Consider the following 15,794-nt stretch of genomic DNA (forward strand, 5'->3'; position numbering starts at 1 on the left):
TGAATAAAACAAAAAGAAGATAACCTTTGATGGTTATCTCCTCTTTGAATAGGTCGTGCTAATGATTAATTTTTCATACCAGTATATATGTGGATAGCATCTCTTAGAAATTCAGCAGTTCCTGGCTTTTCTTTATCATAATACGCCGTGAACCGTTCGTCATCCACATACATCTGTGCAAGGCCTGCGTGGGCTTCTTTGCTATATTCGTTCCAGTATAACATGAGCCATTGTTTATGAAGATCAGCTGCTTTTTGAGCTAAATCTCCTGCAGGATCACTTGTTTTAAAGGCTTCAGCAAGTGTCGTGTGAATTTCCTCTGCAAGCTTTGTTGCTTCATCGTGCTCACTCTGAGTCATGTTTAACACTTTTTCGTTTGATTGATCGACCGCATTATTTCCGTATTTTTCACGAATCTCTTTACCATATTTTTGTTCGTTCTCTTCAATCATTTGCTTTTTAAATCCTTCAAACTTCTCTTTATCAGTCATCGTAATTCTCCCTTCGTTAGCTGCAATAGTCTGATCCACATTTGAGATTAGACGGTCTAACTGTTGTCGTTTGCTCAGGAGTTTTTCACGGTGTTCATGGAGTGCTTCAGCTGCATTGAATGCTGGTGATGTTATGATATCCTTTATTTGATCTAATGGAAGCCCGAGTTCTTTGTAAAATAAAATTTGCTGTAGTCTATTCACTTCAGCCTCGCCATATATACGATATCCTGACGAGTTGATTCTTGCCGGCTTAAGAATTTCAATCTCATCATAATACCGTAAAGTTCTGGTGCTGACTCCCGCTAGTAAACCAAGCTTCTGAATGGTATATTCCATGTGATCACCTCCTGACAATTCTCACTTTACACCTTTACGCAACGTGAAGGTCAATAGGTATCCGTTATTATTTTTTATTTTTTGTTATTTTCGTTTATTCATTATAAAAAAACACTTTGATGCTCTCAAAGTGTTTTCATACAATCAATTTTCTTTTACTTTGTATTCAATTTTGTTTCGTAAACAAGCATCGAGGATGTGTCATCATCGGGAAAAGCATATAACTTTATTGCTTCATCAGTATTTTCAAGATAAACAGGGTTACGTGTAACATTATGTCCCTGTGATGAAACAAGAGAGATTGGCAGTTCATGTTCAATTTCCATTGTCTTCATATCTAATAAAGCCAATCCGCCTAATTCATATTTGCCTTTATTACTTCCTTGCTGAGGCAATTCTGTAATGCCGCTGCAAATCATATTGTCTTTACCTGCACTTTCGCAGTCCTGGTAATCAATAAAGTGACTGGGATTACTATCTTTGCTTAATACCTTTCCTTTTGAATCAAACTCATAAAATGTTCTTGAACCCCAGCTTACAGCTTTTAAGTTTCCTTTTTCACCGTCACGCAATATTCCGCCGATATGATCATTGGTTCTAAACATTTCTTGGGGCTTCATCGTTTTCGGGTCAACTTTATATATGATGGATTCACTGTTTGGTCGGTACTCAGCGACCGATACCCAAATTGATTCACCATCAAATGCAATACCTCCAGGGTGGTACATATCCCCTTCACCGAGTCTAATATCTTTTAAGAGCTCACCTTGTTGATTGAAAACGAACAGATGGCCTATTCCTTTTCCTGTTGTGCGGTCGTAACCATCACGAGGCTCTTCATATTTTACAGGCTTTTCAAGGATCTCAACTGAGGACATGTAATATAAATCCCCAATCTTTGTCATTCCTTGTGGATGATAGGTATTAAACTTCAAATCAACTTTTTCTTTCTGCTCCCAAGCTGTATCACGGGACAATTGCTTGAAACTTTCTGCAGATTGGTTTTCGTTTTTCTTTTGTTGAAGACCATCTGGATTTGCAAACGCAGTTGTAATAGAAACAATTGAAACAGCAACAGCTACTGTGAAAAACATTTTTTTCATCATTTATCCTCCTCAGGTTCTTCTATTTTTAACGTTTTTTAGGTAATAGTAAAATCGCATCACCAACAGGACGTTCACCAGTGGCATCTGAAGGTGAGCTTACCATCTTCTGATTTATAGTCATGGTTGTTGAACCGCCTCCGTCAAGGTTCACGGCGTTAACCGCACCTAAAGACTTCAAAAGCTGTGCACTTTCTTTAAAGTTTGCTCCAACACTTTTTCCTGGTTTTCTACCATCGATTGTCACTAAAAGTATAGAACCGTCAGCTTTTATACCTGCAACGGTGCGAGGATGACGTTTTTGGCCGAACTGATAAAAGAACTCTGGGTTATCAGGCTGGTGGAATCCTTCTGCAGTCGAAGGAATGGTTATCTTTCCATCCTTTAAAAGTCTAGGTCCTCCATTAATGATGTTAGTTCCTTTTCCTATTGGGAGAGTGGAATCATCTGCAATTACCTTCTTCTTTACTTTCACTTTTTCTTGAGTTTGTAAATTTTTAAGTATCCAATTGGCTGATTCTCCGGTTCCAGCTAGTACAGTGCTTCCAAGTGGAATTGAGCCTCCACGTGACTCTCTAATTTCAGTGACTATTCCCTTGCTGTTCATTACGGCTTCAGCACCTTCACCTATAGGCGTATCTGAACCGAATTGTGATGTATACTGAATCAATTCACTTGAATCGGTACAAGTAAAGTCATGTTTTGGCTGATCAGATTCTTTATCACCGATTCCACCGCATCCTCTAATGAGTCCTGGTGCTCGGTTAAGCCCATCTATTTCTCGATTGCTGCCATCTGAAGATTGTATAGTAAGCTTAGTTGACACAGTGGATATGCTTCCATGGTTTTTCTCGTTTAATATTAGGCTTGTCCGGCCGTTTACCGCTTCGCTTGTAAGCTCGCCATCTATCATTGAAACGCCTGCAAGATCCCCTTCTGTTCCATCTTTCGAGCCCATTACAAAGTAACCACCATTGATTCCGCCTAGTGCATTTAACCTTTTTGACATACTTGTCAGTGTTTCTTTTCCAGGAATTTGTTCAGTAGCTATTACTGGCGATACACTTCCTTTAAAGGTTTTGGGATCAATCTCTATAACATTGACAGCATACGGTCCTGTAGTCGGTTCTCCATCTTCCGCAGTAAAAATAACCTTTGAATCTTTGTAACCCTTTGATACGAGGTCTTCTTGAATAGCTTTAGCTTGCAACTCTTCTTGATATGAACCGATTCTTACAACATAACCGAGGGGTTTCTGTTCTGGGTCATCTTGCGCTCTTTCTTTAATGGTTTTAATAAATGAAGTGTAACCATCAGATGCAAGCTTTTCTTTAAGCTCAATGGCATCTTCTCTTTCATTAAGAAAATCTACGTTTACCATGTACGCATCGTTCTGATTTGCTTTTCCATATACAATTCGAGAATAGGTTGCACCTTCTTGTATTTGGCGAGTTTTTTTATTTGTAATCTCCTTAAATGGTGATTTTGTCTCTGCTTCAACAGTATTTATTTTTGATATATGACCATCTGTAAAAGCTGGTATAGAAAGCATCATTAATGCTGTTAATGTGATATGAGAAGTTCTCTTAATAAACTTATTCTGTGATGAAAATATTACGTTCTTCATTTATGCCTCCTTTTATACGTGATTTCTTTACCTTACTAAAAAGTTATTAAGATATAGTAAAAGGAGCTTTGCATGTTTGTAAAGAATGGTTAACAACATTTGAATGTATCAAACGTTAAAAAACCACATGCGGCATTAGCATGTGGTATAAATCATCTCTATTTTTTTAATTCATTTTAAAACGTTTTTTCGTCTTAACTGCTGCAATAGCAGCTATAACGATTGCTCCTGCCGTATCGGCAAGTAAATCCACCATCGTATCAAAGTTTCCTCCGCCTTGTAAGGTCATATTAAAAAATTGATCCATGCTGAATTCATAAATTTCCCACACAACCCCTCCAAAAACGGAAAAGGCAAGTACGAATAAGAATACGAGCCAATAAGAAATATCATTCCTTGTATGTTGATGTGTCATTCGTTCATAAAGAGCGATGGCCACAAACGCCAATAATGCGCCACTTAATAGGTGTAAGAAGGTATCCCACCAGCCTAAATGATAAAATCCTAAAATTGACCCTAAATATTGTGAAGCAAATAAAAAGGCAAAATAGGATAGCATAATCGGCATATTAAACTTTATTTTCGTAAAAAGGATTAAACATAACGGAATAAGTCCGCAAAATATTGCCCCAAAAGCAACCTGATAACTATGTGTTTCACCTTTCGTAAAATAATAAAAACAAAGGTAAGCCATAAATATGACGTACGCAGCACTTAGTATCAGAAGAAATTTACGTTTCATTATATGGTCACCTCGTTTTATTAAATACAAAATATTTTTGTCCGTAATAGTTCATTAGGGTATAGAAACAAGCTCCGAAAAATACGGAAGCTTCTTTATTCGTAACGAGTATGAGGCTTGTTTCGTTAAGTATTCCGGACCATATTAAATGACTTAAACCATAAGCACCAAAATATGAAATTGCAATAATGGCCACAAAGCGTAGGCCACTTACTCCCAATGAAGTGCTGCTTTTAAATGTGAAATTACGGTTTAATATATAACTTATTACAGCACCACAAGTGTTGCCGATAAATGTAGAGATCCAATAGTTTAATCCAATTCCGTTCATCAAGAGAAAAATGATGGAAAGACCTATGCCTGTATTAACAATGCCAACCAATAAAAAACGGATAAAGGAGTTAGTTGGTTTCAGGAAGTTTTCGAAGGTTGAGATTATAAGATTCATCTTTCACTCTCTGTGTATTTTTTAATGGAAGCGGCTGTGTAAAGGTTTTTGAATCAATTTCAACGGTATACTTCGGCCGGCGCTTTGACTCCTTGTAAATTTTTCCTATATATTCACCTATCAGCCCTATCCCTATTAATTGGAGTCCTCCAATCAGCCATATGGATGTAATAAGGGATGTCCACCCTGTTTCGGTGTCCCCAATAAATTTTAGGGAGAAAAAATATACACCGAATAGAAGGCTGACAAAGAAAGAAACAAGACCTGTAATGAGAACAAACCTTATTGGGGTTACAGAAAAAGAGGTAATACCATCGAATGCAAAGTAGAGCATCTTTTTCAGCGGGTATTTTGTCTCTCCTGCTAAACGTTCTTTTCGATCATAATAAACAGAAGTTGATTTATATCCGATTAAAGGCACAATACCTCGTAAAAACATATTGACTTCCTCGAATTTTTCTAATTCTTGCAATGCTCGTTTACTCATTAATCGGAAGTCTGCATGATTGTAAACAAGGCTAACACCCATTTTATTCATTAATTTATAAAAGAACTCTGCGCTGCTGCGCTTAAAAAATGTGTCACAATCTCTTTTTTTCCTCACACCATATACGATGTCATGCCCTTTTTTAAACATATCAACAAAAGTCGGGATTACTTGAATATCATCTTGAAGGTCAGCATCAATGGATAAAACACAATCTGATGTATCCTTTGCAGTAAAAAGACCAGCTAGTAAAGCATTCTGATGTCCAACATTTCGAGAAAGCTTTAATCCTCTGATATGATTGTCTGTTAAACTTCCTTTATGGATGATCGACCATGTTAGGTCCTTGCTGCCATCATCAACAAATAACAAGTTACTTTCACTTGAGATCTGTTCCTCGGCTATCATTGTAATCAAAAGTTTATGCAAGCAATCAATTGTTGCCGGCAATACTTCCTCCTCGTTGTAACAAGGAACAACAATCGTTAAAACCGGTTGTTTCATATGTGCCCTCCTGGCTGTTTACCTCGCTTTATATAAATGAATTTTCCACGCTGCTGTATCCGATTCAAAAATCTTTTCTAGCTTCAATCCAAGATCCTCCGCATGATCGATTGGCAGAGCTGAAAATATGTATTCTCCGCCTAACTTTTTAAAAGGCTCAATATTAAGCTGGAGGTTGTTCAGCCTCTCTGTTGAGTTCTTTTTAAACATATAATGCTTACCGAGCTGATCGGTAAATATGTAGCAGCGTCCTCCCCATTCATCATAATACCTACGAAGTCTTTTGTTTTTTTGGAGCTCTTTCTCCATTATTTCCCGAAACGCGTATTTGTATGTTATTGGGTAGAAATTGTTATACGTATCAAGAGTATAAAAACCGTTATATTGTGCAATTGCAGGATGAATGCCAATACTAGCAACACGGTAACTCGCCAATGGTTTTGCTATGTACTCTTCAATCTCCTGAAACAAGTCTTCTGCATAAAATTCTTTTACGCTCGGCTTTTTTCTATAAATGATTTCATCGTTAAACAAAAAGAGAATGATAATTTGACCAATGATAAAGTAAGGAATGGCGGCTTTTAGTACCTTGCCATGATTCATAATTATCTTCAGACCGAGAGCAAATCCCATGTATATAACGAGTGGACGTAAAAAGTGAAACCTTGCAAAATTAAACGTGTCCATAAAGTGAAAACGTTCTGTCAATGGCAGCCACCCTTTATAAAACCAAAAAGCGTACCAAGCAGATAATGCGAAATTAAAAACAAATAAAAAAACAAAAACTTTCTCTTGTTTCCATAGTTTTTTAAACAAGACTAAAAATAATGCAAGAATGGTTGCGAGAAGTATAAATAAACCATGAACGGTCATTACATGAGTATGTCCGAGCACAAAATTCTTAAAAGTGAGTCTCGTTACCCACCAAAAGGGTAATCGTGCATGAAAATATTCGTCTCTTGTATTTGGTTCATCATCAAAAATAAACGAATAGACAAGTCTATACTCAATGAGGAGAAAAACGAAAGTCATAAAGACAATGGATAAGAAAAATCGCCAATTCCACCCTTTTCCTCGGATAACATCCATAAGCCAAAAGATTCCTAAGGCAAATAATAAGAAGAAAAAACCGAGCACAAAGCTTGAGTAAAACGGAAGCAATGTGAGAACCAAATAGTTTCTCCACGCTTTTTCTCCATTACGGATATTTAGAAAAGCCCACAATGCTAAGGGCATACCAAGTGTACTAAGCATTCCAGAAGGCCAGAATGGAGTAAGTGCGAATGCAAGTGCTGTGCCAATCGTGATTAGAGTGTACTTTTGCTCAGGCAAATAATGTTGTTTTAATAATAAATACATGCCGATAAATGCGAAAATCCGAGTGATCGCTTGGCTGATAAAATAAGCGGTCATAGTGGGGAAAATGGCATGCAGCCAAACGATACCGCTAAATTCTGTTCCTAATGCGTTTCTTGGGAGACCGTTAATAATTTGAGGAATTGTTGAATTAACATTTCCAAACAGCAAACCGCTCTCTTTAAGTACCTTGTACCAAGCAAGGTTGGAATCAAGATTATCGTGGACACGAATGTGTGCATTTTCACCTAAAATGAGTAAGGGAGATAAATATAAAAGGATAACAAAAAATGAAAAATATAAACATTTACGTTCAAAAGGATTAACATTTTTAAGAAACACTCATAACACCCCATCATTAAAATAGAGTCGATTAACAGGTTTCACATAATAAAAACTTTGTATACTCTAATTTTATCCATAAAAAAAAGACACTATGATGTGCCTTTAAATGATTATTAATTTAGAAAGTGGTTGATTTCCGTTTCAGGTGCTCGCTTTCCGCGGGGCAGGCGGTGAGCCACATTCGTAACGTTTCACTCTTAAGTGTCTCCCTGCCCGCCTCGCATCTTACACTCCAATCAACAATCATAGAAGACAAAATGTAAAAGCAACAATCTGTTAGAAAAGAGCGTTTTAAAAAAAGTCTTAATTTATATCTTTAATAAATGCGATCAAACGATTTGTTTCTATAAAACCAACACTCGTATGAAAGTGATAGCTTGTATCATTGGTTAACTCAATATCTGAACCAATTTGTTTGCATCCTTTAGTTTTTAACCAACGCTCCCCTTCAGCTATTAGTTTATTTGAAATCCCTTTCCTTCTATATTCAGGTATTACATAGATTCCTTCCACAAAACCTGTAGGACTAGATCGAGATCCTTCAACATAGTCAATTCTGAGCGAAACATGAATAAATGCGATCGGTTCATCATCATTTAGACATAACAGCACTTTATCTTTATGGGAGGAAAGAAGTTGTGCGAATTCCTCCTTTAACTCATCCGAATTATTGTCAGGCCACAAATCCATACCCATTTTTGTTATTTGATCAAGATATTTCTCGTCTGCTTCAACAAAAGATCTCATACTTTAAACTCCCTTACTTTTTATTCTAGACATTAACATTTCGCCAAAAATAAACAGTTCCTTCTTTTTCAAAGGCTGTGTTCGTAAACTTTGTTGTTATTGGAAGTGGTTGATCTCCGTTCCAGGTGCTCGCTTTCCGCGGGGCAGTCGGTGAGCCACATTTGTAAATTTCGCTTTTTAATGTCTCTCATGTTGCTAATCCCAAAGAATCTACCAACCTTAGACTCCAATAAGCAACAATCTTTTTGGAAAAGAGCTTGCATCTTGGTTTATTTTTGTTACGGATTGCTTTATAGTCTTATATATTCATAGACTTATTCTGGAAAAGAGGCAAAGTAAATGAGGATCGGACTTAAACTTCTCTTCTTTTTTGTAGGATTATTAATCTTTAGCTATGGTATAGCAATGGCCATTGGAGTGAAGTATTTAGGAATTAGTCCATGGGATGTTCTTAACATTTCATTGTTTGAGAAGTTCGGTTTTACGATTGGAACGTGGAATATTATCGTAGGTCTACTATTGATATCAACTACACTTTTAATTAACAGGAAATACATAAACATTGGCACTTTCTTAAATGCTTTTTTGGTCGGAGTGTTTGTTGATCTATTTTTGTTTATTAACTTAATTCCCCCTCCCAGCAATTTATTTTTTGATATTATGCTTTTGTTTATTGGCATTATTCTGATGGGGATCGGTGGAGGAATGTATTCTGCCGCTGAAATTGGAGCTGGTCCAAGAGATGGATTTATGCTTTCTATTTCAGAAAAAACGGGACTATCTATTAGCCGAGTTAGAATAATGGTTGAGTGCCTCATACTTGTAATTGGCTTTGCTATTGGAGGCCATGTCTTTGTTTTCACATTCATCTACACGTTCATACAAAGTCCGATCTACCAAAGGTCCTTTTTATTATGTAAGAAGTGGATAAATAAGTTATTGTTTTCAATAGAGGAAAAAAAGAAGATAGCTAGTTAAACGATTAGGAATACAAAAAGAAGGTTTTATTATGAGATGTAAAAGTTATGAAAAGAGAAAGCTTTTTCAACTAATACTTACACTAATTTCGGCAAGTATTGGCGGTTTGATCTTCACCATCATGAATTGGCCAATTCCTTGGCTGTTAGGCTCCATGACTGCTGTTTTACTAGTAAACCAATTGAGTTGGACAAAACTGTATTGGCCGATCGTGTTGAGAAATACAGGTTTAATCATAGTTGGTTATTCAATAGGATTAACCTTTACAAAACAAACCTTACAACTAATGATTTCACAGCTTCCATCTATGGCGTTCATGACGATTCTTCTATTAATAATTTGTGCTGGTATGGCATTTATCATATCACGATTAACCAGCATAAACTTCCCAACTGCACTAACAAGCTCTATCCCTGGTGGCTTATCACAAATCATCACGTTTGCAGAAGAAACAAAAGGTATAGATATAACAACAGTTACGTTTTTTCAAGTAACGCGTCTCATTGTTATAATCTTTGCTGTACCGTTTCTCATATTTAGCCCATTATTTTCGAAAGAAGGGGTTCAATCTGTACCAGATGTTTTTATGGAAGGTACACAAAGTTCTTTTTTTCCTCAAATCATCATATATGCCCTTTTCTCCATTTTAATGGCCTTTATTGGAAAGAAAATAAAATTACCAACTGCCCACCTTTTAGGTCCGATCTTGGGAATCGCAATATTAAATGTTTCCGGAATTACAGGTCCTTCACTGCCAGGATCTATGCTTGATGTTTCTCAATTATTAATAGGAGGATATATTGGGTTGTTGTTAAAACCGGAAAAGGTAAAAAGGAAAGCAAGGATGATTCCAGTAGCCCTGATTAGTGGAATGTTGTTAGTGAGTATTGCACTGGCTCTTAGTTTTCTGCTTATTAACCTCTACCATTTTTCTTCCATAACTAGTTTCCTTAGTCTCGCCCCTGGAGGAGCCGATCAAATGGGGATTATAGGACACGAATTAGGAGCAGATGTTTCTATGATCACAGGTTATCAACTCTTTAGGATATTATTTATCTTTTTTGCTGTACCACCGTTATTAAAATGGGTGATGCGGTTGCATATGAAGTAAGGAGGAACGCTAAATAAGAAGAGGCGATAAAAGCTCATAAAAGTCGAACAGCCTTTAAATGAATTTGAAGGACTATAAATTTTTTTGAAGGACTATAAAAATATTTGTAGGACCATATTTCTTTTTGAAGGTCTATAAATGTCTGATTAGGGCCTAGAAATAATTTAATCCTAAAACAACACTCATTTTCTAATTCGAACTACTTGTCCGCCGTTAACTTGTATCATCCTTTTAACATTTATTTTCACTAAAGAATAAGGTGAGCCTCCTCCTGTATAAATGTGATTAAGCTCTGTTACGTTTGGGTCAATTAAAAACGTTGCTTTAAACCCAAAAGATGGAATTCCACCAAGAGGAAATCCTGTAAGGGATATTATTTCCTCTTCAGTTGCTAGTCGAGGTCGTTCTATGTTCAGCGCTTTTGCAACGCGTGATGTACTTGCTCGATCTTCTCCTTTTACTATGGCAACGATCAAATGGTTATCAGCACCCATCATACAAATATTCTTCACAAATTCATGACCGTAAGCACCTATCGCATTAGCGGCATCTTGTACGGTATGGCACGATTCTGAAAGAACAATATGTGACGCTTCTAAGTTATGTTTTTTTATGAATTCTTTTATGAATGTATGAACATCTTCCATGACAAATACTCCTTTTCATTGTTGTGGTAATGCCGAAATTACTGCACCCACTGCCTGAATCCAACTGCCAGCTACTGTTAACGATTGACTATAGGCATCATCGCCATTTGGGTTATCCAGTTCATACTTCCCTCCAAGCGCCTGCAATGAGTTTCCTGCAGCTTGCAGCAGATTAGAGATAACAGATAAAGCTTCTCCTGTTGAAGGTTCTTCATCAAGCTCATCCCCTAGCTCTATCCCAGCGCCAACTGCTTGAAGTAAGTTACCTTTAATATTCAGTATTTGAGATGTTTTGTCTTCTAATGGTAAAAGCATACCAGCAATAACGGTTGTATTGCCGATCGCTTGAACTTCATTCCCGATCCTGCTTAAAGAGCAGGGCTGCAGTCCGTCTGCAACTAGTCCACTCCCCACAGCTTGCAATGTGTTCCCTATTAAATCGAGATCCTCTTGAAATGAATCACTCAAAAAAGATATCGGTGTGTTTGCGATCGCTGAGATAACGGTTCCGATCGCTTGTATGACTGTACCCACTTGCTGCTTTAGCTGATTATCCATAGAAAACCGTCCATATATTAAGATTCTTTAATGTATTCTTGGACGGGAGTGATGGTTATTTACTTTTTGTTGTCAAATTTAATTGTTTCCAGGTTTCTGCTAACGTATCACCTATCTCATTGATCACTTCATTCGTTTTGAAATAATGTTTATGGGAAATTGGTGTGAAGCTGCTGATCAAATCTCCGCTATTCACTTCAATATCTTCTGCAACTGCCCTTTTGTATGATTCATTTAACGATTTTAAGGGATAACCAAATACATCATCTTTGTCATACATGTTAATCCACTTACCATCAAGAACGGGGTAATAGTTTTTTAAATGAGGTGATGGGACTTGTATCGGAACGTCAAAATCAGCATATCGAAGACTCCATAAAGCAAGCGGGCTGCCTAGTGAATAGAATCCGGTTAGTGTATCTCCTTTCTCTAATGGTGTTTCATTTATAGTTTGTTTTATATCTTCATGAATCCGATCAGAGATAAATTGCAAATCATAAAAGTAATTGCTAGTAATAACTGTCCCTAAGCTATGAGCAACAACAAACAACGGAGCATCCTCACCAGCTTTTTCACTTAAAATTTTTAATCCTCTTGCATATACCTCGTGGACTTTTATGTAATTGGGATTGTGATGGTCCGTTGGCTGATAAGCAATTGCGTCACCAAAAAAGTGAATGACAAATTGCCTTAATTTCTTGAAATCCAATTCTGTTTCTTGATTAAGTTTTTGCCACAAAACATTTTCTTTTTCATTGAACACACTTCCCCAATAAATGGGCTGAATAATCAGTTCTTTTTCAGGTGTAGGAAAATAAGGCTTGATGTTTTGGGAGAATCTTTTTGTTAAAACTTCAGAAAATAAATCTGAAAAATCCTCCGTTTGGTCACCGATCCCATGCAGAATCGCTACAGCTATTTTTCTTGTCATTGTTCTTTCACGTCCTTTATATATTAGTGGATTCTTATAATGAAAGAATACGTGTATGGATAATCATCAATACTAATACACAGAATGCGAGGTGTTGTTATTGAAGATAAATCGGTTTCATGTTTTCCTTCTTATACTTGTTAGTGGATTTTTTATATGGTCCATCATTAAACCATCACATTATCCCATTTGGATTCTAGAAGTTGGCCCATCAGTGATAATATTAATTATTGTAATTTCTCAATATAATAAAATAAGGCTTACGTCTCTCTCGTATTGTATTATTGCGTTATTGGCCATCCTCACTTTTATTGGTGGACATTATACTTATGACGATGTTCCCCTATTTGATTTTCTGCAAAACCAATATGATTTAAAGAGAAATGATTACGATCGGTTTGGACATTTTTTGAAAGGATTAGTTGTCATTGTTTTTCGTGAAATTTTAATTTTAAAAACACCTTTAACATCTGGAAAATGGGTTCAGTTTCTCGCTTTTTGTATGACTTTAACGGTGTCTGCTTGCTATGAAATCATAGAGTGGCTTGCAGGAAAAATAGCTAAACGTGAAACAAAAGACTTTGTTGGTGCACAAGGTGACATGTGGGATGCACAATGGGATATGTCACTTACACTAATCGGTTCATTCATTGCCCTATTGTTACTAACTTCCTGGCATAATCGGTTAATTCAAGACCTTAAAGAAAAACAATGGTCTTGAATTATATTAGATAATTTCAATGTAAACCCTTCTTAAGTGATTTCCCTCTTCTATAAATTTTAGACTTTTGACTAACAATAGACAGAGGTGATCTTATGATGAGAATGGTTTCCATACTATGCACTTTTGTTTCTGGATTTTTACTTTTTTTCGCTTGGTCTGGTTATGTTGAAAAAGAATTTGAGGTTATTGAATATCGTGGCCACGTGATTGAAAAAAAGAGAATTGAGCTGACTAAAGATATAGGTACTTCACTTGTTACACAGCCGAGCTATAAAATTGTATTTACTGGGGGGAAAGAGTTAACGGTGCCTTATTACATATACAAAAATATTAAAGAAGATCGTTATGCTGTTGTAATAAAGCAAAAAGACAACATGACCTTGTTAAAACAAAGAAGCTGAAATGTAAATTCAGCTTCTTTGTCTGTTTAAAATCTAACATCTGTAGAAAATAATGGGAAGTACATGGAGAAAATGTACGCAAGCGTAAACATGATTAGAAAATAACTCACAAAAAGAGAATCGAACTTTGAGAACCCAACTTCATAATAAAAGGTTCGCTTTTTACTTGAATCAAATCTTTTTGCTTCCATAGCAACTGCAATTCGATGTGCTCGCCGAATACTTTGTGATAACAAAGGGATTACAAGATGCTGCAATCTTTTCAACGGATTCTTATACCCTATAACCCCTCTTACTTTTTGGGCGTTACGTATGGTTTGGAATTCTTCTATCAAAATTGGAATTAACCGAATAGCAGCCATAAAGCTATATGCGTACTTTGGTGAAAGTTTAAGCTGCTGCATTAATGAATAAAACAGTTTAACAGGCTGTGTTGTTAAGACAAACGTTAAACTCAGCATGGCAAATGATAAAGCTCTAAATCCTAAATGAATACCCCGAAGTAAACTCTCTTCTGTTATATGGACGTACGCCCATTTAAATAACGTGGTTTCTCCTTTCCCAAACAGGATCATAGACGAAGATGTTGATAAAAATATAAGTAAAAATGGAATCAAAAGTAGAAGGATATGCTTATATGAGTATCCTGTACCGAATAGAAACAGTAGAGATATAACTACTGAAAATCCGATCATAAAATTTAGTTGATGAATAGTGATTGCAAAAACAAATAAAATCATCATCGTTAGAAGTTTTAATGAAGGATTAATTTTATGCAGCCAAGTCCCTTTGCCTCTAAAGACTGAATTCATATAAGTGCTCCTCTTTAGACCTCAACGACCCATTTATTTTGCAATCAGTGACTACCTTTCCATTCTTCACTTCCCATAGCCTTGTTCCAAAATGTTGAACGATTTCGGAGTCGTGTGTCACCATTATAATAATGGTTCCTTTTTGCCTTTCGTTTTCCAACCACTCTAGAATCCTAAACGTGTTTATAGAATCTTGGCCAAATGTTGGTTCATCAAGCAATAGGACCTTTGGAAGTTGTATGAATGCTGAAGCGACACTTAACCTTCTCTTTTGACCAATAGAAAGGTGATACGGGTGATGCTTCTCTTTTGTTGCTAGCCCGAAAGTAGTAAGTATTTCTTCTGCTCTAGCTGTAATTTCATGATCTATAGCTAATCCATATGTCATTTCATCGTATACGGAATTTGTTAAAAATTGAAATTCAGGGTTTTGAAAAACGAGATAAGCTAAGCCATACAAATCATTAATTTTCGTTATGGTAAAATCGTTCATTTGATAGGTGCCAGATGTTTTTATCAGCTGCATTAGCGATAATAATAGCGTACTCTTACCTGCACCGTTCTCTCCTCCTACCATTATCCACTCTCCAGAATGAACGGTTGTGCTTTCTAACGATATTTTTAATTGCTTGTTACGATACCCCTTAAAGCTTTCTAGATACAATTTGTTATGTTGCATACACTGGATCGTCGAACAGCTTTCCTTTTTGTATTCGTTCCATGCACCTGGATACCAAATGCCATACTGTTTAAGTTTCTCTTTGTATTGTGAAAAAATGGTGGAAGAATCCCCATCAGCAAGAATTCTTCCTTCAGGAGTAAAAACGATTATACGGTCAACAAAATCAACGATCAGTTCAATTTTGTGCTCCACTATAATTATCGTTTTATCCTCGCCAATCTTTTTTACAGTTTCCCAAATTTGCTCAGTACCACTTTCGTCAATTAGTGAAGTAGGTTCGTCTAAAAAAATGACATCGGGATCGAGTGCTAACACCGATGCGATAGCTAAACGCTGTTTCATTCCGCCTGAAAGGTTCTGAATCGGTGTATGGATATCATTCAAATGTAAACCTGCTTCATGCAATAACTCCTCTATCCTGCTTGGCATATCTTCTCTTGGGACTTGTAAATTCTCCAACACGAATGCTATTTCTTCATCGACATACGGCATACAAAACTGTGTTTCAGGATCTTGAAACACAAACCCCCATTTATCAGGGTTCTGTATACCTTCGCTTTTAATAGGAACTTCTACAGAATGAGGAATAATTCCAGAAAGAACTTGCAGGAGAGTAGATTTTCCACATCCAGAAGGTCCGAGCAAAAGCACTTTCTCTCCTTTTTGGAACGATAAATTTATATCTTTAAAGAGCAAGTCATCATCCCCTGGAAACTTTAATCTTAAATGTTTTACAGATGTTGCGGTATCCATTTCAGCCA

At 36.5% G+C, this 15,794-nt stretch carries 17 protein-coding genes; 4 read left to right on the forward strand and 13 right to left on the reverse strand.

Annotated features, from left to right (window positions below; all coding sequences use genetic code 11):
• Window positions 1-65: 65 nt before the first annotated feature.
• The 8 genes from QUF49_RS09605 to aac(6') all read right to left on the reverse strand — a co-directional run bounded on the left by QUF49_RS09605 (window position 66) and on the right by aac(6') (window position 8,189).
• A complete protein-coding gene (locus QUF49_RS09605) occupies window positions 66-830 on the reverse strand; it encodes a MerR family transcriptional regulator (protein ID WP_289495442.1) in 765 nt (254 codons plus the stop codon).
• A gap of 155 nt (window positions 831-985) precedes the next feature.
• The gene (locus tag QUF49_RS09610; RefSeq protein ID WP_289495443.1) at window positions 986-1,933 is read right to left on the reverse strand and encodes a DUF6454 family protein; all 948 of its coding nucleotides are present in this window, start codon (window positions 1,931-1,933) and stop codon (window positions 986-988) included.
• 28 nt (window positions 1,934-1,961) lie between these two features.
• Window positions 1,962-3,560, reverse strand: coding sequence for a phosphodiester glycosidase family protein (locus tag QUF49_RS09615; protein WP_289495444.1), 1,599 nt, complete (start codon window positions 3,558-3,560; stop codon window positions 1,962-1,964).
• Between the two features lie 166 nt (window positions 3,561-3,726).
• A complete protein-coding gene (locus QUF49_RS09620; protein WP_289495445.1) occupies window positions 3,727-4,302 on the reverse strand; it encodes a hypothetical protein in 576 nt (191 codons plus the stop codon).
• A 7-nt stretch (window positions 4,303-4,309) separates the two neighbouring features.
• Entirely contained in the window at window positions 4,310-4,684 is a 375-nt protein-coding gene (locus QUF49_RS09625) for a GtrA family protein (RefSeq protein ID WP_289495446.1), read from the reverse strand.
• Between the two features lie 19 nt (window positions 4,685-4,703).
• Complete coding sequence (locus tag QUF49_RS09630; RefSeq protein WP_289495447.1) at window positions 4,704-5,741, reverse strand: glycosyltransferase family 2 protein; 1,038 nt, start codon at window positions 5,739-5,741, stop codon at window positions 4,704-4,706.
• Between the two features lie 18 nt (window positions 5,742-5,759).
• Window positions 5,760-7,439: a DUF6044 family protein gene (locus tag QUF49_RS09635; RefSeq protein WP_289495448.1), complete on the reverse strand. Its 1,680-nt coding sequence runs from the start codon at window positions 7,437-7,439 to the stop codon at window positions 5,760-5,762.
• A gap of 306 nt (window positions 7,440-7,745) precedes the next feature.
• Window positions 7,746-8,189, reverse strand: coding sequence for an aminoglycoside 6'-N-acetyltransferase (gene aac(6'), locus QUF49_RS09640; RefSeq protein WP_289495449.1), 444 nt, complete (start codon window positions 8,187-8,189; stop codon window positions 7,746-7,748).
• A gap of 339 nt (window positions 8,190-8,528) precedes the next feature.
• Here aac(6') and QUF49_RS09645 point away from each other — a divergent pair, with 339 nt between their 5' ends.
• Window positions 8,529-9,167 carry a YczE/YyaS/YitT family protein gene (locus tag QUF49_RS09645; RefSeq protein ID WP_289495450.1) on the forward strand — a complete coding sequence of 213 codons (639 nt, stop codon included), beginning with the start codon at window positions 8,529-8,531 and terminating at the stop codon, window positions 9,165-9,167.
• Window positions 9,168-9,198: 31 nt separating this feature from the next.
• Complete coding sequence (locus QUF49_RS09650) at window positions 9,199-10,278, forward strand: AbrB family transcriptional regulator (RefSeq protein WP_289495451.1); 1,080 nt, start codon at window positions 9,199-9,201, stop codon at window positions 10,276-10,278.
• A gap of 182 nt (window positions 10,279-10,460) precedes the next feature.
• Here the strand turns inward: QUF49_RS09650 and QUF49_RS09655 are convergent, their stop codons facing one another.
• Genes QUF49_RS09655 through QUF49_RS09665 form a run of 3 tightly spaced genes read right to left on the reverse strand, consistent with a single transcriptional unit; the run spans window position 10,461 to window position 12,414 of the window.
• On the reverse strand, window positions 10,461-10,925 hold the full coding sequence (locus QUF49_RS09655) for an aminoacyl-tRNA deacylase (protein WP_289495452.1): 465 nt from the start codon (window positions 10,923-10,925) through the stop codon (window positions 10,461-10,463).
• Window positions 10,926-10,940: 15 nt separating this feature from the next.
• Entirely contained in the window at window positions 10,941-11,483 is a 543-nt protein-coding gene (locus QUF49_RS09660; protein WP_289495453.1) for a DUF6944 family repetitive protein, read from the reverse strand.
• Between the two features lie 55 nt (window positions 11,484-11,538).
• Window positions 11,539-12,414, reverse strand: coding sequence for a chemotaxis protein (locus QUF49_RS09665; protein ID WP_289495454.1), 876 nt, complete (start codon window positions 12,412-12,414; stop codon window positions 11,539-11,541).
• Window positions 12,415-12,514: 100 nt separating this feature from the next.
• Here QUF49_RS09665 and QUF49_RS09670 point away from each other — a divergent pair, with 100 nt between their 5' ends.
• Together QUF49_RS09670 and QUF49_RS09675 are read left to right on the forward strand one after the other, a co-directional pair.
• Entirely contained in the window at window positions 12,515-13,135 is a 621-nt protein-coding gene (locus QUF49_RS09670; RefSeq protein ID WP_289495455.1) for a DUF2238 domain-containing protein, read from the forward strand.
• A gap of 95 nt (window positions 13,136-13,230) precedes the next feature.
• Window positions 13,231-13,539, forward strand: a complete 309-nt coding sequence (locus QUF49_RS09675; protein WP_289495456.1) for a hypothetical protein — start codon at window positions 13,231-13,233, stop codon at window positions 13,537-13,539.
• Between the two features lie 26 nt (window positions 13,540-13,565).
• On the opposite strand, the gene QUF49_RS09680 is transcribed toward QUF49_RS09675, so the two are convergent.
• Both QUF49_RS09680 and QUF49_RS09685 read right to left on the reverse strand, forming a co-directional pair.
• Window positions 13,566-14,351 carry an energy-coupling factor transporter transmembrane component T family protein gene (locus tag QUF49_RS09680; RefSeq protein ID WP_289495457.1) on the reverse strand — a complete coding sequence of 262 codons (786 nt, stop codon included), beginning with the start codon at window positions 14,349-14,351 and terminating at the stop codon, window positions 13,566-13,568.
• Window positions 14,335-15,786, reverse strand: a complete 1,452-nt coding sequence (locus QUF49_RS09685; protein ID WP_289495458.1) for an ABC transporter ATP-binding protein — start codon at window positions 15,784-15,786, stop codon at window positions 14,335-14,337. The genes QUF49_RS09680 and QUF49_RS09685 overlap by 17 nt, the downstream gene beginning before the upstream one ends.
• Between the last annotated feature and the right edge of the window lie 8 nt (window positions 15,787-15,794).

It is taken from the genome of Fictibacillus sp. b24 (assembly GCF_030348825.1).
GTDB lineage: Bacteria > Bacillota > Bacilli > Bacillales > Fictibacillaceae > Fictibacillus.

Bases quoted from the DNA above. Each gene is read 5' to 3' on its own strand.
- QUF49_RS09605 (WP_289495442.1), bottom strand. From the start codon at position 830: ATGGAATATACCATTCAGAAGCTTGGTTTACTAGCGGGAGTCAGCACC.
- QUF49_RS09645 (WP_289495450.1), top strand. From the start codon at position 8,529: ATGAGGATCGGACTTAAACTTCTCTTCTTTTTTGTAGGATTATTAATC.
- QUF49_RS09685 (WP_289495458.1), bottom strand. From the start codon at position 15,786: ATGGATACCGCAACATCTGTAAAACATTTAAGATTAAAGTTTCCAGGG.
- QUF49_RS09620 (WP_289495445.1), bottom strand. From the start codon at position 4,302: ATGAAACGTAAATTTCTTCTGATACTAAGTGCTGCGTACGTCATATTT.
- QUF49_RS09665 (WP_289495454.1), bottom strand. From the start codon at position 12,414: ATGACAAGAAAAATAGCTGTAGCGATTCTGCATGGGATCGGTGACCAA.
- QUF49_RS09610 (WP_289495443.1), bottom strand. From the start codon at position 1,933: ATGAAAAAAATGTTTTTCACAGTAGCTGTTGCTGTTTCAATTGTTTCT.
- QUF49_RS09630 (WP_289495447.1), bottom strand. From the start codon at position 5,741: ATGAAACAACCGGTTTTAACGATTGTTGTTCCTTGTTACAACGAGGAG.
- QUF49_RS09660 (WP_289495453.1), bottom strand. From the start codon at position 11,483: ATGGATAATCAGCTAAAGCAGCAAGTGGGTACAGTCATACAAGCGATC.
- QUF49_RS09650 (WP_289495451.1), top strand. From the start codon at position 9,199: ATGAGATGTAAAAGTTATGAAAAGAGAAAGCTTTTTCAACTAATACTT.
- QUF49_RS09615 (WP_289495444.1), bottom strand. From the start codon at position 3,560: ATGAAGAACGTAATATTTTCATCACAGAATAAGTTTATTAAGAGAACT.
- QUF49_RS09680 (WP_289495457.1), bottom strand. From the start codon at position 14,351: ATGAATTCAGTCTTTAGAGGCAAAGGGACTTGGCTGCATAAAATTAAT.
- QUF49_RS09655 (WP_289495452.1), bottom strand. From the start codon at position 10,925: ATGGAAGATGTTCATACATTCATAAAAGAATTCATAAAAAAACATAAC.
- QUF49_RS09675 (WP_289495456.1), top strand. From the start codon at position 13,231: ATGATGAGAATGGTTTCCATACTATGCACTTTTGTTTCTGGATTTTTA.